This window comes from Streptomyces sp. NPDC049627, from assembly GCF_044465645.1.
GTDB lineage: Bacteria > Actinomycetota > Actinomycetes > Streptomycetales > Streptomycetaceae > Streptomyces.
The window spans coordinates 419159-443741 of record NZ_JBITLW010000006.1 but is presented as its reverse complement, the minus strand read 5'-3'; the positions used below and the strand labels follow the sequence as shown (position 1 = coordinate 443741).

24 protein-coding genes and 2 pseudogenes are annotated in these 24583 nt (G+C 68.7%); 22 read left to right on the top strand and 4 right to left on the bottom strand.

Features of this window, described 5'->3' with window-relative positions; all coding sequences use genetic code 11:
- The first annotated feature begins 2 nt into the window (after window positions 1-2).
- Window positions 3-770 (top strand): hypothetical protein, encoded by a 768-nt coding sequence (locus ACIBU0_RS19115; protein WP_351675917.1) that lies wholly within the window; start codon window positions 3-5, stop codon window positions 768-770.
- Window positions 771-1371: 601 nt separating this feature from the next.
- Here ACIBU0_RS19115 and ACIBU0_RS19110 read toward each other — a convergent pair.
- Window positions 1372-2553, bottom strand: a complete 1182-nt coding sequence (locus ACIBU0_RS19110; RefSeq protein ID WP_133928812.1) for a hypothetical protein — start codon at window positions 2551-2553, stop codon at window positions 1372-1374.
- A gap of 368 nt (window positions 2554-2921) precedes the next feature.
- Between ACIBU0_RS19110 and ACIBU0_RS19105 the strand changes: the two genes are divergently transcribed.
- Both ACIBU0_RS19105 and ACIBU0_RS19100 read left to right on the top strand, forming a co-directional pair.
- Window positions 2922-3140: a hypothetical protein gene (locus ACIBU0_RS19105; protein WP_133928813.1), complete on the top strand. Its 219-nt coding sequence runs from the start codon at window positions 2922-2924 to the stop codon at window positions 3138-3140.
- 50 nt (window positions 3141-3190) lie between these two features.
- A pseudogene (locus ACIBU0_RS19100) lies at window positions 3191-3420 on the top strand (transposase family protein); the annotation flags it as partial.
- An 86-nt stretch (window positions 3421-3506) separates the two neighbouring features.
- Here ACIBU0_RS19100 and ACIBU0_RS19095 read toward each other — a convergent pair.
- A pseudogene (locus tag ACIBU0_RS19095) lies at window positions 3507-3895 on the bottom strand (MBL fold metallo-hydrolase); the annotation flags it as partial.
- 80 nt (window positions 3896-3975) lie between these two features.
- Between ACIBU0_RS19095 and ACIBU0_RS19090 the strand changes: the two are divergent.
- From ACIBU0_RS19090 to ACIBU0_RS19060, 7 genes are all read left to right on the top strand, one after another.
- Window positions 3976-4704: a GntR family transcriptional regulator gene (locus ACIBU0_RS19090; RefSeq protein ID WP_398819367.1), complete on the top strand. Its 729-nt coding sequence runs from the start codon at window positions 3976-3978 to the stop codon at window positions 4702-4704.
- Window positions 4705-4811: 107 nt separating this feature from the next.
- On the top strand, window positions 4812-5882 hold the full coding sequence (locus tag ACIBU0_RS19085) for an Ldh family oxidoreductase (protein ID WP_398819364.1): 1071 nt from the start codon (window positions 4812-4814) through the stop codon (window positions 5880-5882).
- Complete coding sequence (locus ACIBU0_RS19080) at window positions 5879-6181, top strand: putative quinol monooxygenase (RefSeq protein ID WP_133928817.1); 303 nt, start codon at window positions 5879-5881, stop codon at window positions 6179-6181. Before ACIBU0_RS19085 ends, ACIBU0_RS19080 begins: the two co-directional genes overlap by 4 nt.
- A 21-nt stretch (window positions 6182-6202) precedes the next feature.
- Complete coding sequence (locus ACIBU0_RS19075) at window positions 6203-6637, top strand: cupin domain-containing protein (protein ID WP_133928818.1); 435 nt, start codon at window positions 6203-6205, stop codon at window positions 6635-6637.
- On the top strand, window positions 6634-7182 hold the full coding sequence (locus ACIBU0_RS19070; RefSeq protein ID WP_398819360.1) for an aldehyde dehydrogenase family protein: 549 nt from the start codon (window positions 6634-6636) through the stop codon (window positions 7180-7182). Before ACIBU0_RS19075 ends, ACIBU0_RS19070 begins: the two co-directional genes overlap by 4 nt.
- The gene (locus tag ACIBU0_RS19065) at window positions 7179-8021 is read left to right on the top strand and encodes an aldehyde dehydrogenase family protein (RefSeq protein ID WP_398819357.1); all 843 of its coding nucleotides are present in this window, start codon (window positions 7179-7181) and stop codon (window positions 8019-8021) included. The genes ACIBU0_RS19070 and ACIBU0_RS19065 overlap by 4 nt, the downstream gene beginning before the upstream one ends.
- A 191-nt stretch (window positions 8022-8212) precedes the next feature.
- Window positions 8213-8527: a hypothetical protein gene (locus ACIBU0_RS19060; protein WP_208299043.1), complete on the top strand. Its 315-nt coding sequence runs from the start codon at window positions 8213-8215 to the stop codon at window positions 8525-8527.
- Between the two features lie 487 nt (window positions 8528-9014).
- On the opposite strand, the gene ACIBU0_RS19055 is transcribed toward ACIBU0_RS19060, so the two are convergent.
- The gene (locus ACIBU0_RS19055; protein WP_398819353.1) at window positions 9015-12173 is read right to left on the bottom strand and encodes a DUF1349 domain-containing protein; all 3159 of its coding nucleotides are present in this window, start codon (window positions 12171-12173) and stop codon (window positions 9015-9017) included.
- A gap of 227 nt (window positions 12174-12400) precedes the next feature.
- Window positions 12401-13165: a FadR/GntR family transcriptional regulator gene (locus tag ACIBU0_RS19050; RefSeq protein ID WP_123761361.1), complete on the bottom strand. Its 765-nt coding sequence runs from the start codon at window positions 13163-13165 to the stop codon at window positions 12401-12403.
- 128 nt (window positions 13166-13293) lie between these two features.
- Here ACIBU0_RS19050 and ACIBU0_RS19045 point away from each other — a divergent pair, with 128 nt between their 5' ends.
- The 12 genes from ACIBU0_RS19045 to ACIBU0_RS18990 all read left to right on the top strand — a co-directional run bounded on the left by ACIBU0_RS19045 (window position 13294) and on the right by ACIBU0_RS18990 (window position 24553).
- Window positions 13294-14409 carry an enolase C-terminal domain-like protein gene (locus ACIBU0_RS19045; RefSeq protein WP_123761362.1) on the top strand — a complete coding sequence of 372 codons (1116 nt, stop codon included), beginning with the start codon at window positions 13294-13296 and terminating at the stop codon, window positions 14407-14409.
- 137 nt (window positions 14410-14546) lie between these two features.
- Window positions 14547-15914 carry an ABC transporter substrate-binding protein gene (locus ACIBU0_RS19040; RefSeq protein WP_123761363.1) on the top strand — a complete coding sequence of 456 codons (1368 nt, stop codon included), beginning with the start codon at window positions 14547-14549 and terminating at the stop codon, window positions 15912-15914.
- Window positions 15915-15926: 12 nt separating this feature from the next.
- A complete protein-coding gene (locus tag ACIBU0_RS19035; RefSeq protein WP_123761364.1) occupies window positions 15927-16847 on the top strand; it encodes a carbohydrate ABC transporter permease in 921 nt (306 codons plus the stop codon).
- A gap of 77 nt (window positions 16848-16924) precedes the next feature.
- Window positions 16925-17809: a carbohydrate ABC transporter permease gene (locus ACIBU0_RS19030; RefSeq protein WP_123761365.1), complete on the top strand. Its 885-nt coding sequence runs from the start codon at window positions 16925-16927 to the stop codon at window positions 17807-17809.
- A 7-nt stretch (window positions 17810-17816) separates the two neighbouring features.
- Window positions 17817-18161: an L-rhamnose mutarotase gene (locus ACIBU0_RS19025; protein ID WP_398819348.1), complete on the top strand. Its 345-nt coding sequence runs from the start codon at window positions 17817-17819 to the stop codon at window positions 18159-18161.
- The gene (locus ACIBU0_RS19020) at window positions 18158-19009 is read left to right on the top strand and encodes a fumarylacetoacetate hydrolase family protein (protein WP_398819345.1); all 852 of its coding nucleotides are present in this window, start codon (window positions 18158-18160) and stop codon (window positions 19007-19009) included. The genes ACIBU0_RS19025 and ACIBU0_RS19020 overlap by 4 nt, the downstream gene beginning before the upstream one ends.
- A gap of 29 nt (window positions 19010-19038) precedes the next feature.
- Window positions 19039-19797, top strand: a complete 759-nt coding sequence (locus ACIBU0_RS19015; RefSeq protein WP_351682958.1) for an SDR family oxidoreductase — start codon at window positions 19039-19041, stop codon at window positions 19795-19797.
- Entirely contained in the window at window positions 19794-20801 is a 1008-nt protein-coding gene (locus ACIBU0_RS19010; RefSeq protein ID WP_398819342.1) for an aldo/keto reductase, read from the top strand. Before ACIBU0_RS19015 ends, ACIBU0_RS19010 begins: the two co-directional genes overlap by 4 nt.
- A gap of 11 nt (window positions 20802-20812) precedes the next feature.
- Window positions 20813-21709, top strand: coding sequence for an amidohydrolase family protein (locus ACIBU0_RS19005; protein ID WP_123765013.1), 897 nt, complete (start codon window positions 20813-20815; stop codon window positions 21707-21709).
- The gene (locus tag ACIBU0_RS19000) at window positions 21700-22440 is read left to right on the top strand and encodes a (Fe-S)-binding protein (RefSeq protein WP_123761369.1); all 741 of its coding nucleotides are present in this window, start codon (window positions 21700-21702) and stop codon (window positions 22438-22440) included. The genes ACIBU0_RS19005 and ACIBU0_RS19000 overlap by 10 nt, the downstream gene beginning before the upstream one ends.
- The gene (locus tag ACIBU0_RS18995) at window positions 22437-23921 is read left to right on the top strand and encodes a LutB/LldF family L-lactate oxidation iron-sulfur protein (protein ID WP_398819339.1); all 1485 of its coding nucleotides are present in this window, start codon (window positions 22437-22439) and stop codon (window positions 23919-23921) included. Before ACIBU0_RS19000 ends, ACIBU0_RS18995 begins: the two co-directional genes overlap by 4 nt.
- On the top strand, window positions 23918-24553 hold the full coding sequence (locus ACIBU0_RS18990; RefSeq protein ID WP_351682941.1) for an LUD domain-containing protein: 636 nt from the start codon (window positions 23918-23920) through the stop codon (window positions 24551-24553). The genes ACIBU0_RS18995 and ACIBU0_RS18990 overlap by 4 nt, the downstream gene beginning before the upstream one ends.
- The last annotated feature ends 30 nt before the right edge of the window (window positions 24554-24583 follow it).

Below are 24583 nucleotides of genomic sequence, written 5' to 3'. Positions count from 1 at the left end.
CCGTGGCCACCTCAGCCTGGTCGCGCCGCCGCATGCGCAGGGCAGTGCGGCACGGCCTGACCGACTTCGAGGTCAGGCTGCGCAGTTCGCGTCCTGGGATCGGCTTCGCCGCCCGCATCACGGCCACTATCCTCACCGAGCCGCCGTATCCGGCCGCGAGCGAAGAGCTCGCAGCGGCTGTGCGTGCTGTCCTCAGGAGGGCGGCGGCCGATGTCGCCGTAGCATGCGATCCGGCGGATCTCGCCACCGCGCGGGATGTCGTCGGGGAACACCTGCGAGCCAAGCGCTCGTTGTCCACAGATCCGGCCATCGAGTTCCGGGCCTCGCTCGCGCTCGATCTGCCGCCCGATGACCAGGCCGCCGTCAGCGCTCTGCTGTCCGCGCAGCGACAGCAGGCCGTGGCCGACATCCTGCGCCGACAGGCGGCCGAAGCAGTCGCCTCCGAACTCGCCGATCCGGTCGCCCTGTTGGTGCGATGGGTCGAGCGGGACGACGCCGACTGGTCCAAGCTCTCCACCGTTCTCAGCGACGCGAGCAAGGTGGCGGAGGCCTTCGCCCGGTTCCGGCCCGAGCACGAGCGGACGGTCGAGCATCAGACGCTTGAGGTACTGCGTGAATTCCTGGCCAGCTTCCCCGAGCCCAGTCAGAAACGCATGCTCTACACGCTGCTGGCCGCGGGCATGGAGAGCGCCCAACGCCCTCAACACGCCTTGAAGGCACAGGCGTTGCTGAACGGGCACGCGCCATCCGTCTTGGCGGGTGACGCGTGACCGGCGCTAGGGCTCCTCGTCCAGCCTACGGGACGACGGGATGCCGGTGACCACGCTTGTACTGCGGTGGCTGCTGTCGCCGCGGACCAGTTGGCATGCGTGGCGCCTGGTGCAGGCCAGCGACGGGGCCCTCTCCTTCGATGTCGCTTGGCGGCGTACACGTGTGGACCGGCACCCCGAGGAAAGGCCTTACCTGGAGTACGGTCACCGCTCACCCGGCGCCCCAGCGCCCCGCAGCTGCCTGCCTCCTCACACGGCCCGACCATCCGACGGCGAGCGGTGACTTCGGGACATGTCCGACACCAGTTCATGTCCGGGTCCGAACCGGACTCGAGCCTCTTCGTAGCTACACCAGGCACCTCGCGCCGAGACTGCCTGGTGTAGCCGCCGTCGGCCTAAGCGAGTCCGGTGAAGTTGGTTGCGTTGGGTAGGCGTCCTGCGGGGAGGACGTCATGCCGAGGAGCCTGCGCGTCGAGCTGAGCGACGATCAGTGCCGTGACCTGCACGCATTACTGGCCCGCCGTGATCTGACCGCCTATACCCGTCAGCGTGCCGGATGCATCCGCTTCCGCTCCGGTTCCGAACCGCGGGACTCCGTCGATCATGCAGCAGGGCGATGCGGCGCGAGTGCGCGCAGATCCTCAATGGCGGTGCAGAAGTCCTCTCCCGGACCGATCCAGTCGCGGTCCCACGGGTCACCGCCGGCGGCGTGCACCTGAGCCTGGAGGTCGGCCAGTTCGGCGGGCAGGTCCCGCAGTCGCATGACGATGCGCGTGCCGTTGCGCGGACCGGCCTTGGACCGTGACAGCAGATTCGCCATTTCGCGGTCCGGGACGACGACGTGGCAATACGGCACCGCGATCCCCAACGCGTCCACGTCGTACAGGGCGTTCATCGTCCAGGTCTTGGTCTGATTGCTGAAGAGCTCGGCTTTCAGGTCCACGGCGATGCGCACCGACGGCATCCGGTCGGCGAACGCAGTCATGCGGGGGCGGCCGGACCTCGGGCGGGCCTTGTCAAGTCCGATCTCCCGGTGAAGGTCGATGTGGTACTCGTCGAGTAGTTCCCGGAGCAGTTCGTAGTGCTCGTGGAGGAGTTCGCGTGCCTGAACTCGTACGCGCAGTTCATGCCGGCTGACCGGGTCGTCGGCCAGCATCTCGGCATACATCTCCTCCCACTCGAGTCTGCTCCGGGTGACTTTGCGCATGGCTTCGGGCCGGTATCCCAACCGACGCAGGTTCTCGATCTCCTCGTCCCTCGGCCCCGCGAGCAGTTGGAACTCGGCGTACTGGTTGGCCTTGCGCAGCAGATCCCGCAGCTCCGGGACCGTGTCCATGTCGACCTTGCCGGAGGGGCCACGGAGGATCAGCGGGGCGCGTTCACCGACGAGCGCCCAGGCAGCCCCGATGCCGAGCACTCGCGGCGGGCGGGGCCGGAACGTCGGTCGGCCGAAGCTCACGTGCATGGCGTGCAGCATCTGATGCCTGAGCAGGACACGGCGTGAACGCATGGTGCGACAGTGCGAGATGGAGGCCATGACCCGGGCCACTTCCGCCCGCTGGCGCGGGTCGGTGATCTTGCCAACCTCCATGTAGTGGGTGGCCGAGAGCGGGAAGAGGACACCTGCCGCGGAGGCGTCTCGAACGGCTGCGAGCAGGTTCGTGTCGGATGCCTCCTGCGGTGTTCCTTTCGCCGCGCGTGCCAGACGGATCCACACCCACAGATCGAGATAGACCGAGGGGGTGGCGATATGAAGGTTCGGTGAGTCGGCGGCCTCGGACATCGGCGTCTCCTCGTTCTCCGTGCCACGCGATGTGTGACGCGCGCGGTGGGCGAGACGGGCATCACCTGGTCCCGCTGACCGGCGTTGTGCTCGCAGGCGACCATGTTTCCAGCAGACCAGTGCGGGTGCCGCACATTTTCCCGGCGGCACATGAAGGTCACCGACATCTTCCCGCTCTGGTGGGCCTGTTGGGCATCCACACCCCACAACGCGCGAACCCACGTCGGATGCACACCCGTGACCGGCGGCAGCAGGATGCGGAGGGTCGCGCCCCGACCCCATCCGCTGGGTCATCGTGGGAACCGGCTCGATCGCGAGCAAGTTCGCCCACGGGCTTGGCGGATTGCCCGGACGTCTACCTCGTCGCCGTGGCCTCGCGCAGACCGGAAAAGGCGGAGGAGTTCGGCGACAAGTACGGGGTGCCCACCGGGCGCCGATACGTCTGCTTCGAGCAACTCGCCACCGTCGGCCTCGTGCACGTGGCCTCTCCCAACAGCGTCCGCCATGAGCACACCCTGCTGTTCCTGAGCGCGGGGTGCTGTGCGAGAAGCCGTTCGCGCTGGCGCCGTAACCCGCCGAGATGGTGACCATCGTACGGGAGCGCGGACAGTTCCTCATGGAGGGGAAGTAGAGCCGCGTCGTCACCCGTGAGGGCGGCCGGCGCTGCAAGCTCCGCCCCTCCCAGTGCGCGATGGTGGCACTGGTGTACCTGCGCGAACACACCACCCTCGTGAAAATCGCTGCTGGGTTCGGGACCAGCGAGTCCACCGCCCACGCCTACACCAGCCAGGTCATGACTTGCTCGCCGAACGCGCGCCGGGCTTGCTGGAAGTCCTGCGCGAGGTCGACGCGGACTTTGCCCTGCTGCGGCAACCAGTGCTGGCCCGCGCGGTGCGCGGATCACCGAGACTCACGGCCCCCACGGGCAGGGCATCCTCGCTGAGCGCCGCCACTCAGGGACCTCGGGTAATCCAGTCGGCGAGGTGGGGCGCTTCCGCGCCGATGGTGGTGGCCTGTCCGTGCCCGGTGCGCGCTTCCGTGGCCGGTGGCAGCACAAGGAGGCGGTCCCGGATCGAGCGGATGATGGTCGGGAAGTCCGAGTACGACCGACCGGTCGCTCCTGGCCCCCCGCAAACAGCGTGTCGCCCGTGAAGACGGTGTTGAGCGAGGGCAGGTACAGGCAGATGGCTCCGGGCGTGTGCCCAGGGGTGTGCAGCACCCGCAGTTCCGTGCCCGCGACGGGGATGCGTTGGTTGTCGGAGAGGTAACCGCCGGGGTTGTGGTCGGGGTGGGTGTGCTTCCACAGCAGCCGGTCGTCCAAGTGGACGAGGACGGGGGCGCCGGCTAGTGGTCAACCCCTGAGGGGATGACCCCGCTAGTCTGTATACACAGATGTGTGCGGCAGGATCGACGAGGAGTTCCGTGGCTCGGGCAACCGGTAAGAGCGAGGCGGTCTACGAGCGGCTGAAGAGTGACATCGAATCGCTGCGGCTGCGGCCGGGGGCCAAGCTGAGCGAGGTCCAGCTGGGCGAGGAACTGAGTGCCTCGCGGACGCCGGTGCGGGAGGCGATCCGGAGGCTGGCCCGGGAAGGGCTGGTCGATTTCGTGCCGGGCGAGGTGGCCCGGGTGGCCGTGATCTCGCTGGGCGGGGTGCGGGCCCTGTTCGAGTTCCGGATGCTGCTGGAGCCTCGTGCGGCCGCATCGGTCGCGACGGCGGGGGCGGCCGACGGGCGCGTGCTGGTGCCGTTCCGTGAACTGCTGGAGCGGCTGGAGGAGTTCGACGAGTCCTTCCGTGCGCTGGACGCCGCCGCGCAGACGCGGTCCTACCAGGATTTCTACGAGGTGACCGAGGGCTTCGACCAGGCCGTCATCGCCGCCTGCCGCAACCCCTATCTCGCCCGCACGATCGGTGACCTGCGCAGCGAGACCGTACGGCTGAGGCATCTCTCGCACAGCGGCCAGCGCCGCATGCTCACGTCGCTGGAGGAGCACCGCGCGATGCTGAAGGCGATCGTGCAGGGCGACGCACAGGCGGCGGAAGCGGCCGCCCGGCACCATCTCGCGCAGACCCTCCAGGCGCTCATCGACAGCCTGACCGGCCAGGATTTCGCGCTCGGCACCAACGTCCACCTGGATGTCGACCGCCAGTAGCCCCCCTGCGCGTCTCGATCCGGCGGTCAACCGTGCTGGTGGCTTCCGCATGAGCCATCCTGTATACAGGACTGGATACATCATTCCTCGTTACGAGGGGCCGTCTCATGCCGCAAACCGTCGGCGCCGCCGACCTGCTCCGATTCGCCGCTGCCGCCACCGAAGCCCACGGAGTTCCGCCCGCGGACGCCCGGCTGCTCGCGGACACCTTGGTGACCGCGGAGCTGTGGGGCCATCCGTCCCACGGGATGCTGCGCCTGCCCTGGTACCTCGGTCGTCTCGCAAGTGGCGCGACCACCGCCGTCGCCGCTCCCGAGGTCGTGACCGACAGCGGCGCCGTCGTGGTCGTGGACGGGTGTCACGGTCTCGGCCAGGTGCTCACCGACCGTGCGGTGACCTGGGGTGTGGAGCGCGCCCGCCGGCACGGGATCAGCGCGGTCGGGGTCCGTAACTCCGGTCACTTCGGTACGGCCGCGTACTTCACCCGCAAGGCCGCCCAGCGGGGCTGTGTGGCCTTGCTGGCCACCAACGCCAGTCCGGCGATGGCCCCTTGGGGTGGGCGGGAGAAGCGGATCGGCACCAACCCGTGGTCGATCGCCGCCCCGGGCGGCCGCTACGGCACGGTCGTGATGGACATCGCCAACACCGCCGTGGCACGCGGCAAGATCTACCACGCCAAGGAGCGCGGCGAGCCCATCCCCGACGGCTGGGCGGCCGACGCCGACGGCGTGCCTACCACCGACCCGCACCGCGCCATCGAGGGCCTGATCCTGCCCATGGCCGGCCACAAGGGCTACGCCATCTCCTTCATGTTCGACGTGTTGGCGGGCGTGCTCACCGGCAGTGCCTTCGGCTCGGCGGTCGTCGGCCCCTACCGGCCCAGCGACCGCAGCGGCGTCGGCCACCTGCTGATCTGCGTCGACATCGCGGCGATGGCCGACCCGGCCGAGTTCGAAAAGCGGATGGAAACCCTGATCGAGGAGACCAAGTCCACCCCCGCCGCCCCGGGCACGGCCGAGATCTTCGTCCCCGGCGAGCCGGAGCTCCGCACCGCCGAGCGCCTGCGCAGCGAGGGCATCACCCTCGCCGACGACACCTGGTCCTCCCTCGGCCGCATCGCCGAAGCCACCGCCGTACCCCTGCCCCGTCCCGTCACTCCGCAGGAGCTGTCCACATGATCGCGCTGACCGTGTCCCTCCAGGTCGTCCACGGCTGCCGTGACGCCTTCCTCAAGGCCATCGAGGAGAACGCCGAGCGCTCCTTCACCGACGAGCCCGGCTGCCGCTACTTCGACGTCGTCTGCGACCTGGACGACGACCACCACTTCGTCTTCCACGAGATCTACGACGACGAGGCCGCCGTCGAGGCACACCGAGCCGCACCCCACTTCCAGGTTTGGCGGGAGGCCGCGGCGAAGTACATCGTCCCCGGCAGCCAGGTCAACACGCTCTCCCGCCGCCTGTTCCACCACTCCTGACCTCTCAATCGGAGCCGCCGCATGTGCGCCAAGCCCACCCCGCCGAACCTGCTCATCCATCCCGACGAGGTCGAACGCTTCGACCGTGGTGGCGGAGTGGCCACCGTCCCCTACGTCGGCAAGTGGAACTCACAGAAAGCCGTCATCACCACCGGCCAGACCGTGTTCCAACCCGGCACCGGTCTGCCCCTGCACAGCCACAACGTCGAGGAGTCGGTCCTGATCCTCGAAGGTGAGGCGACCGCGGAAATCGACGGAGAGTTCTTCGACCTGGAGGCCGGCCAGGCGACCTGGGTGCCCGCCGGGATCCCGCACCGGTTCTTCAACCGCGGCGAGGGCGTCATGCGGATCTACTGGGTCTACGGCGGCCGGGACGTCACCCGCACCATCACCGCCACCGGCGAGACCTTCGAGCACCTCTCCCAGCACGACAAGGGAGGATCCCCCACCTCATGAGCGCCGCCATCCGCACCACCAACCCCGCTACAGGACAACCGCTCGCCGAGTACGAAGCCTGGGACACCGTACGGATCGAGGCGGCTGTGGAGCGTGCTCATGCCGCCGCCCGCGCCTGGGCCCGCGTCCCCGCTTCCGAACGGGCCACCCGCGTCGGTCACTTGGCCCACGTCCTTGCTGAACACAAGGAAGCCCTGGCCCATCTGGCCGTCACCGAGACGGGCAAGCCGGTCGGCGAGGCAGAGGGCGAAGTGAGCAAGTCCGCACTGACCGCCGAGTACTACGCCGAGCACGGCCCGGGAATCCTCGCCGACGAACGCGTGGACATCGACGGAGCCGAAGCCTGGGTCGCCCACGAGCCGATCGGTCTGGTCCTGGCCGTCATGCCGTGGAACTTCCCCATCTGGCAGGTCATGCGCTTCGCCGTCCCGTCCCTGGTCGCGGGCAACGGAATCCTGCTCAAGCACGCCTCCAACGTCACCGGCAGCGCGCTCGCCCTGCAGGACCTCTTTTCGTCGAGGCCGGTTTCCCCGAGCATCTGGTGACCACACTGGTGATCGCCGACGGCGCCGTGCCGGAGGTCACCTCCCGGCTCATCGAGGACGACCGCGTCGCCGCCGTCACCCTGACCGGGAGCAACCGGGCAGGCGCGGCCGTCGGCTCGGCGGCAGGGCGCGCGGCGAAGAAGTCCGTACTGGAACTGGGCGGTTCGGATGCCTTCGTGGTCCTGGACGACGCCGACGTCGAAGCGGCCGCAGCGGCCGCGGTGAAGGCGCGTTTCACCAACTCTGGTCAGAGTTGCGTGTGCGCGAAGCGGTTCATCATCGCCGCCTCCGTTGTGGACGCCTTCACCGCCGCGTTCGTGGCGGGCGTCGAAGCCCTGCGGGTCGGCGACCCGCGCGAACGGGACACCCAGGTCGGCCCGCTCGCCCGCAATGACCTGCGGGCGGCGATCCAGCGGCAGGTCGAGAAGTCCGTCGCCGCCGGCGCCCGCCTGCTGACCGGAGGCAAACCGCTCCCCCGAGACGGCTACTTCTACCAGCCCACCGTCCTGGCGGACACCGGCCCGGGCATAGCCGCCTTCGACGAGGAGACCTTCGGCCCGCTCGCCGCGATCACCGTCGCCCGGGACGACGAGGACGCCGTACGTCTCGCGAACGCCACTGCGTACGGACTCGGCCTGAGTATCTGGACATCCAACCCCGGCCGGGGCGTCGCCCTCGCCCACAGGATCACCAGCGGGGCGGCCTTCGTCAACGCGATCGTCGCCTCAGACCCGCGCCTGCCCTTCGGCGGTACCAAACGCAGCGGCTACGGCCGCGAACTGGCTGCCGCCGGCATCCGCGAGTTCACCAACACGCGCACCTACTGGGTCACCGCCTGAGTCGATCGAGGACGTCGCGCCCACCGCAGCCCTGCTATTCTCCGCCATCACGTTCTTCGGCATCATGATCGACGTCGGTCGCCTCGACTCGCTCGTCAGAGCCATCCTGCGGATGGTGGGCCGACGGCGACGGCTCGACAACGCTCATCATTGTCACCTCCGCCCTCCTGCCGGTCTACCTCCGTCTCGACATGAGCCCCGTCGTCCTGACCTGTGTGACCGCCACCGCCAACGGCGTACTCAACACCGTGCTGTTGGGCGGCTCCACCGCTCGTGCGGCAGCGGCCCTGAAGGTCTCACCGATCGACATCCTTGTGCCGATGATCCCAGCGATCGCCGCTGGGACCATCGCCATCTTGGTCTTCGCCTATCTCCTCGGCCGCAGCCAACGCACTCGCCTGGGCGCAGTAGTGGAGCTCCGCGAGGTCGTCCCCTTCAGTACTCACGCAAGGTTTCCCGCGGCGCGAAGCAATGGCATGAGTCGCGCTAGCCTCGATCTCGTGTGAGGGCCATCAACTTGCTGACGGCCTTTCGGGTTGTTCGGGGCGGACATTTCTGCACGGGGCAGGCTGGTGGCGCGTCTGTCGCGTCGGATGGGCACAGGTTTCCACTGCTTAAGGCCGTGGAGCTGCTCACCAGGATGTGGCCGTTCAGCCGGGACTTGGCAGTGCTGCCGAGCTGTTGCAGAGCCTTGGTGATCAGGCCTGCCCATGGCCAGTGCCTGGCAAAGTGGCGGATGCGGCGCAGGCCGGTGGCTTGGGCAGCGTGGATACGGTCCTCGGCCCTCGCGCGTGGCGGTGGCACAGCTCCAGCGTCGGCAGCTGCCCCAACGCGAGCACGTCGGCATCGATGTGGTCGGCGGCCCTCTGCCTCCGTTGCCGCGGGCGTTGAGGTTTCGTTGCTGCGCGGAGTTCGGCGCGGGCATGACGGGTCTCCGGGTTGTGGTGCGGAAACCCCCACCACAACCCGGAGACCGTTACCGGAACTGCTTCGTCAGCTCACGGAGAACTGGCTGAACTTCGCGGTGCCGGGTGCTCCGGTGTGAGCGTTGAAGAACACGCCCGCGTCCTCGGTGCTGTTGGCACCGGTCAGCGTCGCCGTACCCACCGTGGTCCAGCTGGTCCCGTTGGCGGAGTAGGAGCCGGTGACCGAGTCGCCGCTCCTGACCAGGCGGAGCCAGACCGGGGCGACGGTGCCGGTGCCGGTCTTCGTGGTGGCGGCGTCGAGGTAGCCGTCACTGTTGGAGTCCCACGACATGGTGACGCCCTTGCTCGGCGTGGCGGCGAGGACGAGGTATCCCGTGGAGGAGCCGGTGCCGGTGATGTCGTTGCGCAGCATCAGGCCGGCCTTGCCCCAGATATTGGTGTTGTCCTGGCTGTCGACATGGACGGTGACGGTCGACGACGTTCCCGCCACGCCGGACTGGTAGGCCGCGGAGTAGTCGTCGTCGTGTTGCGTGCTCGAGGCCCAGGTGTCGATACCCGCGTTGGTCAGGGAGGTCACTCCCTGGCTCTGGCCCACCGCGGCCGGGATGGAGCCGTAGGCCTTGAACGGAGAGGTGACAATCCGCAGGTTGCTGAAGGTCGCACTGCCGACGGTGGTGCTGTGGGCGCTGTGGATGACACCGGCGTCCTGAGTGGCGGCCATGGCGGGCAGGGTGACCGCCGATCCGACCTGTGTGAAGCTGGATCCGTCGGTGGAATAGAAGGCGGACACCTGGGTGGCCGTGCGGGTGAGCCGCACCCACACCGGCGCCTTGACCGTCGAGGACGTGCACGACATCTGGTCCAGGTAGCCGTCCGCGGTGGAGTCCCACTGGAAGCACACACCGTGGCCCGGGGTCGCCGTGGCGACCGCGTATCCCGGGGAGGAGCCGCTGCCGGTGAGGCTGTTGCGCAGGACGACGCCCGCCTTGGCCCAGCCGTTGGTGTTGTCGACGTTGTCGACCCGCGCGGTCACCGAGGTGCCGGCTACAGCGGAGTTCGCCAGGTAGGCGGTGCCGTAGGCGTCGTCGTGCTGGCCGCCGGCACCCCAGATGTCGGCTCCCGCGTCGGTGACGGTGAAGCGACCGCCGCTCTGGCCGGTCAGGGCGGGAGTGGAGGAATAGCCGCTGTAGGGGGCCGTGACAGGGTCCGTGGTCAGGGGCCGGTACTGGGGCTGGATGCCCGCGTTGTCCATGACCGTGCGGGCGGCGGAAGGCCAGTTGCCGTCGGAGACGACCACCGTGCCGCTCATCACGTTACCGCGTTGTCCGTTGAAGACGTTGGTCGAGGACGTGGTCGACCAGTTGTCCTTGAAGGTGAGGGCACCGGTGTTGTTGGTTGAGGAGCCGTTCTGCTGGGACCACCGGCCCACGTTGCGGAAGACGTTGTTGGTGTCCGTGAAGTTCCTGGATCCCTCGTCGTGGTAGAAGCCGTAGTAGTTGTTGTTGGTGTGGCAGTAGTTGCGTTCGAAGGTGCTGCCGGGTGACGCCGAGAGGGTGTACATGCAGCCGCCGTCGTTCATCTGCTGCATGACGTCATGGAGGTAGTTGTCGGTGATGTGGTTGTTCGCGGCGGTGGTGGGGGTCGTGTAGACGGGCTGGTAGTCGTACAGACCGCGGTTCACGTAGTCCTGGCTGCCGCCCGGGTCGTTGGTTCCCCAGCCGTAACCGATGGTCAGCCCCGAGTAGGGCAGGTTGTACACCTCGTTGTGCGAGATGGTCGCGCCGTTGACGTAGGTGGCCAGGATGGCCGACATGTCCCGGTAGTCGAGCGCCACGTCGTGAATGACGTTGTTGCTCAGGGTGATGTTCTTGTTGGTCATCCGGCTGTCACTGGGGTGATGCGCGTCCGCCTGGAGCCCGCCGACGACGATGCCTCCGCCGGCGTCCTGCGTGAAGACGTTGCCGGTGGCGGTGACGGTGTCGGCACCGAGGCCGACCCCGCTGGCGTGGGCGTTGGCGTCCTGGCCGATGCCGAGGCCCACCTGCCCGAGCTGGGTGAACCGGTTGCCGGTGAGGGTGATGTGGTCGGCGGCCGAGACCTGGACGGCGGCCGGCATCTGGTCCCAGTGGGGGCGGGTCGCCTCGAAGAGCGGACAGCCGCCCTGGCAGGAGGTCAGCGCGTCCGACGGACGGTCCCACGTACCTTTGAGGTACGCCCCGGTCTGCTGGCTGGCGTAGCCGTCACTGCTGGGGCCCAGCCAGCTGGTGCCCGAGAACTGGAGCCCCGAGAACGTGATGTGGGTGGCGGGAGAGGCATAGCTTCCCCCGACGTCGATGAGCGACTGCAGCTTCGGCACCTCGACGTCCGCGGTGCTCATGTTCTGTCCCGCGAGCGGCTTGTAGTACAGGGTTCCGGAGCTCGTGTCGAGGTACCACTCGCCGGCCGTGTCGAGGAGTTCGTAGGCGTTCTCGATGTAGAGCGATGCCGACCGGAAGGGCTTGGTCAGGGTGTCGTAGCCGAAGGTGTTGTCGTCCCAGGCCGGCTGATCCATGGTGATGGTGCCGTTGCTGATGCCGGACACCGGGGAATAGCGGTCGGTGAAGGATCCGATGCCGTGGATCTCCGTACGACCGGGATTCGCAAGGCTGTTGAGGTAGTTCAGCGCGGTGTTGGTGAAGGTGTAGCCGCTGGTGGTCGCGGTCAGGTCGGCGCGGCTGATCGAGGAGCGGGCCCTGGTCGCCAGGACGCCGTCGACGTACAGCTGCCGGGTGTCGAACCCGGTGCCGACGTCGGCCTGCCAGATGTTCTTCGCCGAGTCGTGCAGCGTCCAGCCCGTGGCCCGCTGCGCGCCGGTGATGACCGGACGGGCGCCCAGCGCGGCCTTCCAGATCACCGAGTAACCGCCGGTGCCGGAGTCCGCCGAGGTGAAGGTGAGGGGGGCCGTCAGCCGGTACGTGCCGTCAGCGACCTCCACGACGATGTCGCCCGTCATGGAGTTGTTCATGGCCCGGACGTTGGTCTGGGCCTGGGTGACGGAGCACGGCTGGCTGGTCGAGCAGGCGGTGCCGGTGCCGTTGGGGGACACATGGAGCGTCGCGGCGGTGGCGGCGGACGCGGGCACCGCCTGCGCGACGACGGCCCCGGCAGAGGCGGTGAGGAGCGCGAGTGCGGCCAGACATGGTCTGAGCCGGTCACTCAGTGTGCGACGGGAGCGGGTTGGGCGCATCTGAGACCTTCCGATGGTGCAAGAGGGCACGCGCAGGGCTGCGTCATCCCCCTCAGGAGGACACAGCCCTGCGGTGATTGCGGAGGTGATACGGCGACGTAACGTTAGTCGTCATACGTATGCTGTCAATATGTGCCGCAGAAATAGATCTGCAGCACAAAAGAAACCCGCCCCCGGCCTGACGGCTCGGGGGCGGGTTCCGGCGCACGCAAAGGTGCGGGGTGCGTTCAGCCGGTGCCACCGGAGTGCGGGACACGGCGGCGGCTCCAGGCCGCTTCGATGTGGGCCGTCATGGCCTGCGCTGCACCCACGGGGTCGCGGGCCAGGAGCCGCTCGACGATCCGGCTGTGCTCGGCGTTCGCCTGTTCGCACGCGCGGCCGTCGGGAGTGCCGGTGTACAGGAACGTACTGCGGGCCTGGGTGTGCACGGTCCGGATGATGGAACGGCCCAGCCTGTTCCGGGACGCCTGCATGATCCGGTCATGGAAGAGCACATCGCTCTCGACGAACCGGGCGGGAGTGGCGATTTCGTCTTCGAGGCGGTCGAGCAGCCCTTCCACCTCCCGGAGATCGTCATCCGTGGCGAGTTCGGCGGCCTGGGCCGCCATCTGCGCCTCAAGGACCGAACGCACGCCGACAAGGTGGTCCAGCACGACGAGTTCGTCGTCGTGCTGGACGGTGGCCGCCAGCACGACGGGATCCAGGAGATTCCACTCCTCGGACTGGGTGACCGTGGTGCCGGAACCCTGCCGGGCCCGAACCAACCCCTTGGCCTCCAGCGACTTGACCGCCTCACGGATCGTGATGCGGCTGACGCCGAACGTCTCGCACAGTTCGGGTTCGACCGGCAAGGTGGAGCCCGACGGGATGGCACCCGAGACGATGCTGTCGGTAAGGGACTCCACCACCGCGTGGGCCAGCCGCGCAGGTCGCTTGGGCCAGGGCTTCAGGGCCGCCGGATCCTCGACGCCGTTTCGACCGCTCTTCGCCATGGGGCCCCCTCGCCGGTGTGGACGATCGCAGAGTCTACTGCTCCGAACACCTTGACAGCATTCGTATGACGACTTACGTTACACGAAAATTTCGCAGCAGTTAGCTGCCACTGCAAGGGGTAACGACCGTGCGCATTGCCGATGTGGAGAGCTATCCGGTCCGGGTTCCGGGCGCCAGTCCGCCGTTCGTCTGGCGTGACGGGTTGCAGGGCAGCCCGCCGGACGGCGAGGCGGCCGTGCTGCGCATCTGCACCGACGAAGGAGTCGAGGGCATCGCCATGGCCCCCCGTCGGGGCAGCGCCGTCATCCTGGCGGACCTGCTGGACCGCTTCCTGCGCAAGGAGCTCGTGGGCCAGGACCCGCTGCAGCGGGAATGGCTGTGGCACCGCATGTGGGAGCTGGACCGCACCGAGGAGCTGCCCCTCTATCTGCTCGGCCTCGTCGACACCGCACTGTGGGACCTGGCCGGCAGGCTCGCGGACCGGCCCACCTGGCAGGTGCTGGGCGGTTTCCGCACCTCGATCCCCGCCTACGCCTCGACCGTCACCTACTCCTCGGTGGAGGAGTACCTGGACATCGCTGACCAGGCCCTGGAGCTCGGATACCCCGCCATCAAGCTCCACGCCTGGGGCGACGCACGCCGCGACGCCCGGCTGTCGGTGGCCCTACGGGAACACGTAGGGGACGCGATTCCCCTGATGTTCGACGGGTCCGCAGGATTCGACCTCCCCGACGCGATCTACCTCGGGCACGCCTTGTCCGACGCGGATTACCTCTGGTACGAGGAGCCGATCCGGGAGTTCAGCATCACCGCGTACAAGCGCCTCGCCGACGCGGTTGCGGTGCCCCTGCTGGTGGCCGAGACCTCCGACGGGGCTCACATGAACTCGGCCGACTTCATCCAGGCCGGCGCCGCCACCTTCGGCGTCCGAGCCTCCACCCAACTGCGTGGCGGCTTCACCGGCGCCATGCGCACCGCCCACCTCGCCGACGCCTACCGGCTGCGCGCCGAGGTGCACGGGCCGGAGATCCCCAACCGGCACCTGTGCATGGCCATCTCGAACACCACCTACTACGAGTCCCTGGTCATGGGCAATCCCATCAGCCGCGAGAGCGGCATCGACGCCCAAGGACTCGTCCACGCCCCCACCGGGCCCGGCGTGGCGCTGCCCGCCGGCCTGGACTACCCTCCCGTCCTCCAGCGGTTTGTCGACAAGGAAACTTTCGCGCCGCCGAAGGCCTGATCAGCCCGCCCCTCTCCCACGATCGCGCCGTACCCGACCCTCCACGCCTTCGGTACCTGATCCCTCCACACCTCCCCTCTCCGGTGCTTGCGCCGACATCCCGCGGATCTCCGCAGAACCCAGACATGAGGTCAGTCATGAACAGCGACGTTCCCGTCACCTCCCGCCGTCAGGTCAGACGCGTTGCCGGAGCGGCCCTGGGCGCCGTCTCCCTTCTCGCGCTCGCCGCCTGCGGCAGCGCGGACCCCACATCCGCCGGGGCGTCCTCCTCCCCTGCGGCCTTCAAGCCGGTGAAGCAGGAGGCGGGCAGCCCGATCACGGTCTGGGCGGACGCCGCCCGAGTCCCCGGCGTGCAGGCCTATCAGAAGGCCCACCCGGACGTGAAGATCAAGATCGTCACGTACAGCGGGGACGCCAACGGCGCCAACGACCTGCAGACCAAGGTCCGGCTGTTCGACCGCAGCGGCAGCGGCTGGCCGGACGTCGCCTTCAGCGCCAACGTCAACGACGGCAGCTGGACCACCCAGGGCAAGACCCCCTTCGCCGCACCCGTCGACAAGGGCCTGATCCCGCAGTCCACCCTGGACGGTTTCGCGGACGGCGCGCTGAACCCCTGCAAGGCCAACGGCGCCACCTACTGTCTGCGCAACGACCTCGCCCAGAACGTGCTCTGGTACAACAAGAAGCTCCTGGACAAGTTCGGCTACTCCGTCCCGACCACCTGGGAGGAGTACGAGGCCCTCGGCAAGAAGGTCGCCAAGGAGCACCCCGGTTACCTGGTCGGAACCGCCGGGGACGCCTGGAGCCCCGAGGTGTACTTCTGGGCCAGCCAGTGCCCCGCCAGCACCGTGACCAACGCCAACAAGGTCAAGGTCGACCTGCAGGACGCCAAGTGCACCCGGATGGCGAAGCTGCTCGACGGGCTGATCGCCAAGGGCTCGGTGTCCAAGGACACCGTCTTCAGCGCCGGCTTCATCAAGAAGGAGGCGAGCAAGGTCCTTCTGCTCCCCGGCCCCTCCTGGTACGGGCAGGTGCTCTTCAACTCCACCTTCAAGATCCCCAAGGGGCAGATCGCCGCCGCCGCGCCGCTGAAGTTCGAGGGCGACACCAAGAACTACACCGGCAACGTCGGCGGCGGCCTGTGGTTCGTCTCCTCCCACAGCAAGAACCTCAAGGCGTCCGCCGACCTGGTCACCTGGATGACAACCTCCGACGACTACCAGGCCACCGCGGGCACCTACCCCGCGTACAAGCAGGCAGCCGTCGCCTGGCTCGCCGGCCAGAAGAAGACCGGCTACTTCGCCCAGGACGTCAGCCCGGTCTTCCAGGAGGCGGCGGAACTCATCTGGCCCGGCTGGTCCGCAACCCAGTACAGCCAGGAAGCGATCTACTCCTCCACCGTGGTCCCGGCCCTGAACTCGGGCAAGACCCTCACCGACACCCTGGGCACCTGGCAGACGGCCATCACCGACAAGGCCAAGTCCCTCGGATACACCGTCAACTAGCGAAGCGGACCGATGACCACCCACCTCGCAACGGAGCGGAGCGGCCGCCGCGGCGGCCGCTCGGCCCGCAACCCGGTCGGACGCGCCGGTTACGTCTTCGTCTCCGGCTACTTCCTCCTCCTGCTCGCCTTCGGCATCCTGCCCACCGGTTACGCGGTGTGGCTGGCGCTGTCCAACTCCCGCCACCAACTCGTCGGTATCGGCAACTTCACCCGGACGTTCACCGACTACCGCTTCGGGCCGGCCTTCCTCCACATCGGCCTGTACCTCGTGTTCTGGCTGGCCAGCCTGATGATCCTGGTGGTGCTGCTCTCCCTGATGCTGCACGGCCGCATGCGCAGGGCCTCCACCACCCTGAGGTTCCTGTTCTACCTGCCGGGCGCCCTCGCCGGGGTGGCGAGCGTCCTGCTCTTCCTGATCCTCCTCGACCCGGCCGCCAGTCCCGTCGGCTGGCTGCTCAAGGCCTTCGGATGGAACACCCTCGCCCAGGTCAACGCCCCCGGCCACCTGCCGGTGCTGTTCACCGTCATCGCCTTCTGGACCGGGGCCGGCGGCTGGATCGTGGTCATGTACGGCGCGCTCAACAGCATCCCGGACGAGATCCTGGAGGCCGCCCGCATCGACGGCGCCAGCACGCTCCAGATCGCCCTGCGCATCCAGATCCCCATGATCACCAAGTGGATCGCGTACATGCTGATCCTGGCCTTCGCGGCCGGCACCCAGCTCTTCGTCGAGCCACAACTGGTCTCCCTCGCCAGCTGGGGCATGATCCCCGACAGCTGGTCACCGAACCAGCTGTCCTACCAGTACGCCTTCCAGTCGGGCGACTTCAACGGCGCGGCGGCGCTCTCCGTCGACCTGCTCATCCTGGGCCTGGCCTGCGCGGTGCTCGTCGTCTTCCGTACCGGCCTGTTCGACAGGGACGAACGATGACCACGGCTTCCACGACCACAGCCCGCCGAACCCAGCCGCCCCGTACCGACGGCGCCCGCACCAGCCCGAGGAAGCCCATGCACCGGACGCGCCGCCCACGCTCACTGGCCGCCCGGGTGGCCTGGCTCATCGTCATGACCCTGGCCGTGCTGTTCTTCTGCGTGCCGGTGGTGTGGCTCCTGCTGGCCACGACCAAGACCGACGGCCAGATCGTGCGGGACAACCCGTTCTCCTTCGGGTCTTTCACCTCGATCGCCGACGCCTGGCACCATCTCTACGCCTTCCAGGAAGGCGCCATCCTCACCTGGCTGAAGAACTCGGCCCTCTACACGTTCGGTGCACTGGTCATCACGCTGGTGACATCGATCCCCGCCGGATACGCGCTGGCTCTCACCCAGTTCATCGGGCGCCGGATGCTGTTGACCGTCACCATGCTCGTGATGCTCATGCCGACGGCCGCGATGGTGCTTCCCCTGTACCTGGGGATGAACGCCGTGCACCTGGACGGCACGATCTGGTCGGTGATCCTGCCCTTCTCCTTCTTCCCGTTCGGGGTCTACCTCACCTACATCTACTTCTCCTCCAACGTCCCCGCCGACCTGCTGTCCGCCGCACGGATCGACGGCTGCTCGGAGTGGCAGGTCTTCCGTCTCGTCGCGATGCCGCTGGCCAAGCCGGTGATCGCCCTGGTCGGGTTCTTCAACTTCGTCGGCAACTGGAACAACTTCTTCCTGCCGTTCGTGATGCTGCCCGACAGCTCGCAGTATCCGGCGCAGGTGGGGCTGAACAACCTGCTCGCCGCCTCACCGCTGTTCAACACCTCCAGCGGCACCGGCAACCAGATCATGCGGCCCGAACTGGCCCTGGCCACCCTGGTCACCATCGTTCCCGTACTGATCGTCTTCCTCTTCTCCCAGCGCGCCCTCGTGGCCGGCATGCTCGCCGGCGCCACCAAGGAGTGAGGAACAGATGACACGGGTTGCCCAGACGATCCGTCTGAGACCCGAAGACCGCGGGCTGTATCCGCGACCGCACTCCGCTGTCCGGCCGCACGTCGATGCAGCGCTACGGGCCGCGAACGTCCGCGACTGCAGCATCCTCCTGCGTGAGGACACGCCGTCCGCCTGCTTCGACCACCACGGCGACGACTTCACGGCTGACATGGCCGCGATCCACACCGCCGCGACCACCCATGACCGCTGGAGACTCAGCGATCCGCGCCAGGAGGCCTGGGCCGATACCGGCACCGCTGGCAACTGGTCCGACCTGACCGAAATCCGGCATCTGCACCCATCGCAAGGAGACGCCCGGTGAAACTTCTACGAGTCGGCGCCCCCGGCGAGGAGCGTCCCGCAGTCCGCGCCGAGGATGGTCGGCTGCTCGACCTGTCCCAGGTGACCTCCGACATCGACGGCGCCTTCCTCGCTTCCGGTGGAGTCGACCGGGCCCGCGCGGCCGTCAAAGCGGGAGAACTGCCCGAACTGGACCCGGACGGTCTACGCATCGGCACCCCTCTCGCCCGCCCCGGCAAGATCGTCTGCGTCGGCCTGAACTACCGCGACCACGCCGCCGAGACCGGCGCGGCGATCCCCCCGCGGCCCGTGGTTTTCATGAAGGATCCCGGCACGGTGATCGGCCCGTACGACGAAGTGCTGATCCCCCGCGGCTCCGTGAAGACCGACTGGGAGGTCGAACTGGCGGTCGTCATCGGACAAAGAGCCCGCTACCTCGACGGACCCGAGGCCGCATGGGACGTGATCGCGGGGTACGCGATCAGCCATGACGTCTCGGAGCGGGAGTTCCAGCTGGAGTACTCCTCGCAGTGGGACCTGGGCAAGTCCTGCGAGACCTTCAACCCGCTCGGACCGTGGCTGGTGACCGCCGACGAAGTGGGCGATCCGCAGGACCTCGGCCTGCACCTGAGCGTCAACGGCGTGAAGCGACAGGAGGGGCACACCAGCGACATGATCTTCCCGGTTGGTCACATCGTGTCGTACCTGAGCCAGTACATGGTCCTGGAGCCGGGGGACGTGATCAACACCGGTACTCCGGCGGGTGTGGCTCTGGGTCTTCCCGGCACCCCTTATCTCCGCCCCGGCGACAGCGTCGAGCTCTCCGTCGACTGCCTCGGCGCCCAGCGCCAGACCTTCGGCCAAGCGTGAAAGGCACCCCTGTGAGCAGCTTGAGGAACTTGAGCGGCCTGTCAGGCCTGAAGGCAGTCGTCACCGGCGGCGCGTCCGGCATCGGGCTGGCCACGTCCCGGATGCTCGCCGAGCACGGCGCCACGGTGGCCGTCCTCGACCTCGACTCCTCCGTCGCCCCCGAGCCGCTGATCGCCATCAAGGCCGACCTCGGCGACGACGCCTCGGTACGCTCGGCCGTGGCGGAGGCCGCCGAACGGCTCGGTGGCCTGGACATCCTCGTCAACAACGCGGGCATCGGCGCCATCGGTACCGTCGAGGACAACCCCGACGAGGAGTGGCACCGCGTCCTCGACGTCAACGTGCTGGGGACGGTGCGCACCACCCGGGCCGCCCTCCCGTATCTGCGGCGCTCGTCGCACGCCGCGATCGTCAACACGTGCTCCATCGCGGCCACCGCGGGCCTTCCCCAGCGCGCCCTGTACTCCGCGAGCAAGGGGGCGGTGCAGTCGTTGACCCTCGCGATGGCCGCGGACCATGTTCGTGAGGCCATCCGCGTCAACTGCGTCAACCCCGGCACCGCCGACACACCCTGGGTGACCCGGCTCCTGGACGCAGCCGACGACCCGGAAGTGGAACGCGCCGCCCTCGACGCACGCCAGCCCCTGGGCCGACTGGTCACCGCGGACGAGGTGGCAGCGGCCGTGGTCTACCTGGCGAGCCCCGCCGCGGCGTCCGTCACCGGCATCGCCCTCGCCGTCGACGGTGGCGTGCAAGGGCTCCGGCTGCGCCCGGGGGCTGTTAGATGAGAACGACCACGCTCGGCACCACCGATGTCAGGGTCACCGAGCTGTCGTTCGGGGCCGCCGGCATCGGCAACCTCTTCCGCCCGGTCTCCGACGAGGCCGCGTCCGCCGCGGTGCAGGCTGCCTGGGACGCGGGCGTACGCACCTTCGACACCGCCCCTCACTACGGACTCGGGTTGTCCGAGCGCCGCCTGGGTGCCGCACTGCGCGGCCGGGACCGCGACGCCTACACCCTCTCCACCAAGGTCGGGCGGCTGCTCGAACCGCACCCGGAGGGTGGCGGCGGGGACGATCTCGCCCACGGTTTCGCCGTACCCGACACGCACCGCCGCGTATGGGACTTCAGCTCTGACGGAGTCCTGCGTTCCCTGGAAGCGAGTCTGGACCGCCTCGGCCTCGACCGTGTGGACATCGCTCTGCTGCACGACCCGGACCACCACGCCGAGCAGGCCCTCACCGAGGCGTACCCGGCGCTGGAACGGCTCCGCGGCGAAGGAGTCGTCAAGGCGATCGGCATCGGAATGAACCAGTGCGCGCTCCCCACCCGCTTCCTGCGCGAGACCGACATCGACGTCGTACTGCTCGCTGGCCGCTACACCCTCCTGGAGCAGGAGGGACTGGCGGAGGTACTGCCGGAGGCCGCCGCCCGTGGCCGTAGTGTCATCGTCGGCGGGGTGTTCAACTCGGGTCTGCTCACCGACCCCAGACCCGGGGCCATGTACGACTACGCGCCCACCCCGCCGTATGTACTGGACCGGGCGCTGCGCATGCAAGCGGTCGCCGACCGCCACGGCGTACCGCTGCGCGCAGCCGCTCTGCACTTCCCGCTCGGCCATCCGGCGGTCGCGAGCGTGCTGTCCGGCGCACGCTCCGCCACGGAGGTCCAGGACACGGTGGACCAGATGCGGCGAACGGTACCGACCGCGCTCTGGGACGAACTACGTGCCGAGGAGTTGCTGCCCGCGGACGTCCCCGTCCCCGCCGCCGCACCGGAGTCGGGAGGGTGACCGCCATGGAGATGATCACCGCTGAGGGCATCATCGACGCACACCACCACGTGTGGGACCTCTCCGTCCGCGACCAGGACTGGATCACCGGACAGGAACTCGCCCTGCTGCGCCGCGACTTCCTGCTCGCCGATCTGGATTCCGCGGCCCGGGCCGCCGGCGTCACGGCGAGCGTCCTGGTCCAGACGATCGACGGGCCTCAGGAGACACCCGAGTTGCTGGCGCTGGCCCAGGGCAGCGACCTGGTGGCCGGCGTCGTGGGCTGGACCGACCTGACGTCCCCAGATGTCGCCCGTGCGCTCGCGGCGCTGCGAGAGAAGCCGGGAGGTGCTTACCTGGTGGGTATCCGCCACCAGGTACAAGGCGAATCCGACCCTCTCTGGCTGATGCGACCGGACGTGCTGCGGGGGCTCGCCGCGGTGGCCGAGGCGGGACTCGTGTACGACCTGGTCATCAGGCCCCACCAGCTCGCGGCCGCGTATGAGACCGCCCGCCTGCTTCCCGACCTCACGTTCGTACTCGATCACGCGGGCAAGCCCCCCATCGCCTCGGGCGCGCTGCGGCCGTGGGCGGACACGGTGCGCCTGCTGGCCGCACTGCCCAACACCGTCTGCAAGCTCTCCGGCATGGTGACCGAGGCCGACTGGGACCGGTGGAGCGTCGAGGACCTCCGGCCGTACGCGGGCACCGTGCTGGATGCCTTCGGTCCGCGGCGGCTGATGTTCGGCTCCGACTGGCCCGTCTGTCGACTGGCCGCCACCTACACCGACGTAATCGACGCAGCAAAGGAGTTGACGGCTGAACTCCATCTCACCGAACGCCGGGAGGTCTTCACCGGAACCGCACTGCGGACCTACGGCCTGACCGTCATCGGTTCCCCGGCCGTTCAGGAAACACCATGCGCATAGCTCTCTTCATCACCTGCTTCAACGACATGATGTTCCCCCGCACCGGTCGCGCGGTGACCGAACTGCTGGAACGGCTCGGCCACACCGTGGAGTTCCCGCAGGCCCAGACCTGCTGCGGCCAGATGCACTTCAACACCGGCTACCGCCCCGAAACGCTGCCCATGGTGCGCCGCTTCGCAGAGGTCTTCGCGGGCTACGACGCCGTGGTCACCCCTTCCGGCTCGTGCGCGGGCATGGTGCGCGACCACCACCGCGTAGTGGCCGCCCAGTTGGGAGATCCCGTGCTCACTGAGGCGGTCGAACGGGTGGTGCCAACGGTGTACGAGCTGTCGGAACTTCTCGTCGACGTCCTCGACGTCACCGACGTGGGCGCCTACTTCCCGCACCGGGTCACCTACCACCCGACCTGCCACTCGCTGCGCATGCTGCGGGTCGGAGACCGGCCGCTCAGGCTGCTGCGCGCGGTGAAGGGCATCGACCTCGTCGAGCTGCCCGCCGCCGAGTCCTGCTGCGGCTTCGGGGGCACCTTCGCGCTGAAGAACGCGGATGTGTCCAACGCGATGCTGGTCGACAAGATGCGCCATGTCCTGGACACCGGCGCGGAGTACCTGTGCGCGGGCGACAACTCCTGCCTCACCCACATCGGCGGCGGCCTGTCCCGGCTGCGTACGGGCATCGGGACCCTGCACCTGGCCGAAATCCTGGCCTCCACGGAAGGGGATGCAGCATGAACGGCGCCGACAACGTCGTATGGCTGGGCACACCGGCCTTCCCCGAGGCCGCGCGCGCCGCGCTCGCCGACACCCGGCTGCGCGCGAACCTGCGCCGTGCCACCACAACCATCCGCGACAAGCGGCTGGCGGTCACCGCCGAGCTCGATGACTGGGAGGACCTGCGCGAGCGGGCGGCGGTCGTCAAGCGCCGCACCCTACGCCACCTCGATCAGCATCTGCTGCGGCTGGAGGAGGCGGTGGCCGCCGCCGGCGGCACGGTCCACTGGGCGTCGAATGCGGCCGAGGCGAACGCCATCGTGACACGGCTGGTTCAGGCGACCGGCGAGAGCGAGGTCGTCAAGGTCAAGTCGATGGCGACCCAGGAGATCGGCCTCAACGAGGCGCTCGCGGACGCGGGCGTCCGCGCCTACGAGACCGATCTCGCCGAGCTCATCGTGCAGTTGGGTGGGGACCGGCCTTCACACATCCTCGTACCGGCCATCCACCGGGGCCGCTCCGAGATCCGGGAGATCTTCCTTCGGGAGATGAAGAACTGGGGCAGACCAGCCCCCGAAGGCCTCGGCGACGATCCACGCGAGCTCGCCGAAGCCGCCCGGCTGCATCTACGCGAGAAGTTCCTGCGGTGCAAGGTCGCCGTCTCCGGCGCCAACTTCGCGGCCGCCGACACTGGCACGGTGATGGTCGTGGAGTCGGAGGGCAACGGGCGGATGTGCCTGACCCTGCCGGACACCCTCATCACCGTCATGGGCATCGAGAAGGTCCTGCCCTCCTTCGCCGACCTGGACGTCTTCCTCCAACTGCTGCCACGGTCCTCGACCGGCGAGCGGATGAACCCGTACACCTCGCTGTGGACCGGCGTCACCGAAGGCGACGGCCCCAGGCACTTCCACCTGGTGCTGCTCGACAACGGCCGCACCGCCACCCTGGCCGACGAGGTGGGCCGGCAGGCCCTGTCCTGCATCCGCTGCTCGGCCTGCCTGAACGTCTGCCCGGTGTACGAGCGCACCGGCGGCCACGCCTACGGATCCGTGTACCCCGGACCGATCGGAGCCGTACTGACCCCGCAGCTCGTCGGAGTGGAGAACGCGGCCTCACTGCCCTTCGCCTCGACCCTGTGCGGCGCCTGCTACGACGCCTGCCCCGTGAAGATCAACATTCCGGAGGTGCTGGTCCATCTGCGGGCGAAGGCCGTGGAGGCCAAGCGGGGGGACCGGCTGCTGCCCACTCCCGAGACGCTCGCCATGAAGGCCGCAGGCGCGGTGCTGTCCTCCCCGAGGCGGCTGGCGGCGGTTCAGCGACTCGCCGCACTGGGTGCCCGGCTGGTGGCCCGCGACGGCCGGATCGGAGTGCTGCCCGGCCCGTTCGCCCGCTGGTCCGGCACCCGTGACACCCCCGCGCCGGCGCGCGAGTCCCTGCGCGCCTGGTGGCGACGGACGAGAGAAGCAGGCGGTACGACGACGGAAGGGGAGGGCCGATGAGCGGCCGCGACACCGTACTGGGCGACATCCGGAGCGCGCTGGTCGACGTGCCGGATGCCGAGGTTCCTGACGGCGACCCCGCCCCACACGATGCGCGTTCCCAGCAGGCTGGGCTGGACGTCGTCGAGCTGTTCGTCCAACGCGCCGCCGACTACCGCGCCACCGTCGTCCGGGTCCCGCCGTCCGACGCCGTCGCCGCCGTGGGCCGCGCGCTGGCCCGCACCGGAGCAAGGTCAGTTGTGCTGCCCCCGGGTTTCCCCGACGACCTCGTACCCGAAGGGCCCTGGTCCCGGTTGGAGGACGCTCCGCCGCTCACGGTCCGACAGCTCGACGCGGCGGACGCTGTGCTCACCACCGTCGCCGCAGCGATCGCCCTCACCGGCACCGTCGTCCTCGACAGCGGACCGGGACAGGGACGCCGTGTGCTGACCTTGCTCCCAGATCAACATGTCTGCGTGGTCCGGGCGAACCGGATCGTCGCTGATGTACCCGAGGCGTTGAGCCTGCTCCACCAGCGCCGGCCGCTGACCCTGATCTCCGGTCCCTCAGCCACCAGCGACATCGAACTGGACCGGGTAGAGGGCGTACACGGACCGCGAACGCTCGACCTCGTCGTGATCGCGGACGACTAGGGTCCGTCTTCAAAGATCATCGGGTGTTGG

Excerpts from the sequence above, each read along its gene's own strand:
- ACIBU0_RS19110 (WP_133928812.1), bottom strand. The coding sequence starts at position 2,553 with ATGTCCGAGGCCGCCGACTCACCGAACCTTCATATCGCCACCCCCTCG.
- ACIBU0_RS19085 (WP_398819364.1), top strand. The coding sequence starts at position 4,812 with ATGCCGCAAACCGTCGGCGCCGCCGACCTGCTCCGATTCGCCGCTGCC.
- ACIBU0_RS19080 (WP_133928817.1), top strand. The coding sequence starts at position 5,879 with ATGATCGCGCTGACCGTGTCCCTCCAGGTCGTCCACGGCTGCCGTGAC.
- ACIBU0_RS19075 (WP_133928818.1), top strand. The coding sequence starts at position 6,203 with ATGTGCGCCAAGCCCACCCCGCCGAACCTGCTCATCCATCCCGACGAG.
- ACIBU0_RS19070 (WP_398819360.1), top strand. The coding sequence starts at position 6,634 with ATGAGCGCCGCCATCCGCACCACCAACCCCGCTACAGGACAACCGCTC.
- ACIBU0_RS19060 (WP_208299043.1), top strand. The coding sequence starts at position 8,213 with ATGAGCCCCGTCGTCCTGACCTGTGTGACCGCCACCGCCAACGGCGTA.
- ACIBU0_RS19055 (WP_398819353.1), bottom strand. The coding sequence starts at position 12,173 with ATGCGCCCAACCCGCTCCCGTCGCACACTGAGTGACCGGCTCAGACCA.
- ACIBU0_RS19050 (WP_123761361.1), bottom strand. The coding sequence starts at position 13,165 with ATGGCGAAGAGCGGTCGAAACGGCGTCGAGGATCCGGCGGCCCTGAAG.
- ACIBU0_RS19040 (WP_123761363.1), top strand. The coding sequence starts at position 14,547 with ATGAACAGCGACGTTCCCGTCACCTCCCGCCGTCAGGTCAGACGCGTT.
- ACIBU0_RS19035 (WP_123761364.1), top strand. The coding sequence starts at position 15,927 with ATGACCACCCACCTCGCAACGGAGCGGAGCGGCCGCCGCGGCGGCCGC.
- ACIBU0_RS19030 (WP_123761365.1), top strand. The coding sequence starts at position 16,925 with ATGCACCGGACGCGCCGCCCACGCTCACTGGCCGCCCGGGTGGCCTGG.
- ACIBU0_RS19025 (WP_398819348.1), top strand. The coding sequence starts at position 17,817 with ATGACACGGGTTGCCCAGACGATCCGTCTGAGACCCGAAGACCGCGGG.
- ACIBU0_RS19010 (WP_398819342.1), top strand. The coding sequence starts at position 19,794 with ATGAGAACGACCACGCTCGGCACCACCGATGTCAGGGTCACCGAGCTG.
- ACIBU0_RS19005 (WP_123765013.1), top strand. The coding sequence starts at position 20,813 with ATGATCACCGCTGAGGGCATCATCGACGCACACCACCACGTGTGGGAC.
- ACIBU0_RS19000 (WP_123761369.1), top strand. The coding sequence starts at position 21,700 with ATGCGCATAGCTCTCTTCATCACCTGCTTCAACGACATGATGTTCCCC.
- ACIBU0_RS18995 (WP_398819339.1), top strand. The coding sequence starts at position 22,437 with ATGAACGGCGCCGACAACGTCGTATGGCTGGGCACACCGGCCTTCCCC.
- ACIBU0_RS18990 (WP_351682941.1), top strand. The coding sequence starts at position 23,918 with ATGAGCGGCCGCGACACCGTACTGGGCGACATCCGGAGCGCGCTGGTC.